Source organism: Streptomyces sparsus (assembly GCF_054776295.1).
In genome coordinates, this window is record NZ_BAAHCA010001339.1 from 1 (window position 1) to 985 (window position 985).

2 protein-coding genes are annotated in these 985 nt (G+C 73.6%); both read right to left on the reverse strand.

Annotated elements, in window-relative coordinates; genetic code table 11:
* A partial coding sequence (locus tag ACYVE9_RS28305) for an RskA family anti-sigma factor (RefSeq protein WP_461030738.1) occupies positions 1-227 on the reverse strand: 227 nt, incomplete at its 3' end.
* Positions 224-808: a sigma-70 family RNA polymerase sigma factor gene (locus tag ACYVE9_RS28310; protein ID WP_461030739.1), complete on the reverse strand. Its 585-nt coding sequence runs from the start codon at positions 806-808 to the stop codon at positions 224-226. The genes ACYVE9_RS28305 and ACYVE9_RS28310, both read right to left, overlap by 4 nt.
* Positions 809-985 lie beyond the last annotated feature (177 nt).

Below are 985 nucleotides of genomic sequence, written 5' to 3' on the forward strand. Positions count from 1 at the left end.
TCCTGCCGCACGGTGCCGATCTGCCGCAGCACCCGCTGCCGCAGCTCGGGCGGCGGCGGGACCGCCACCGCGCGCCCCAGCCGCTCCGCCGTCTCGGCGAGTTCACGCACCTCCTGCGCGCAGGAGGTGCAGGCGGCCAGGTGGCGTTCGAACACCACCCGCTCCTCGTCCGACAGCGCGTGCAGCGCGTAGGCACCGGTCAGCGTGTGCAGATCGGCGGTGTTCATGCGCTCACCCCCAAACAGTCCCGAAGCCTGATGAGCCCGTCCCGCAGCCGGGTCTTGACCGTGCCCAGCGGGATCGCCAGCAGCTCGGCCACCTCCCGGTACGTCAGGCCCCGGTAGTACGCCAGCGTCACCGACTGGCGCTGGAGCTCGGTGAGGGTACGCAGGCAGCGGCGCACCTGCTCACGTTCCAGCTGCGACTCGACCTGCTCGGTGACCTCGTCGAAGGCCGGCGTCCGGTCCAGCAGGGCCGCCCGGTGCTCCCGGTCGGTGGCGGCCTGCGCCGACCTGACCCGGTCCACCGCTCTGCGATGGGCCAGCGTCATCACCCAGCCCATGACACTGCCCCGGTCCGGCTGGAAGTGCGCGGCCAGCCGCCACACCTCCACCAGCACCTCCTGGGCCACCTCCTCGGCCTGCGCCGGATCGCGCAGCACGCTGCGCACCAGGCCGAGCACCGGCCCGGACACCCGGTCGTAGACCACGGCGAAAGCGTCCGCGTCCCCTCTGGCGACCTGCCCCATCAGTTCCTGGAGATCGGGCTCCGAGCCGGCGGGTCCCGCGATGTGCACGACCTCCCTCATCCGGCAGCGCCTCCCGCTGACGGACGGGACCGGGGCCGCTGCCGGCCCGCTGAACGGCCGCACACCATGACTGCCTCCCTCGTGGGCCCCGACCGGCCGGTGGCCGGCCCGACGGGCCGTGGCTGACCGCGATACCGGACGTGACCGGTCCGTGAGCGGGTCGACGGTGTCGACCCG

Excerpts from the sequence above, each read along its gene's own strand:
- ACYVE9_RS28310 (WP_461030739.1), bottom strand. The coding sequence starts at position 808 with ATGAGGGAGGTCGTGCACATCGCGGGACCCGCCGGCTCGGAGCCCGAT.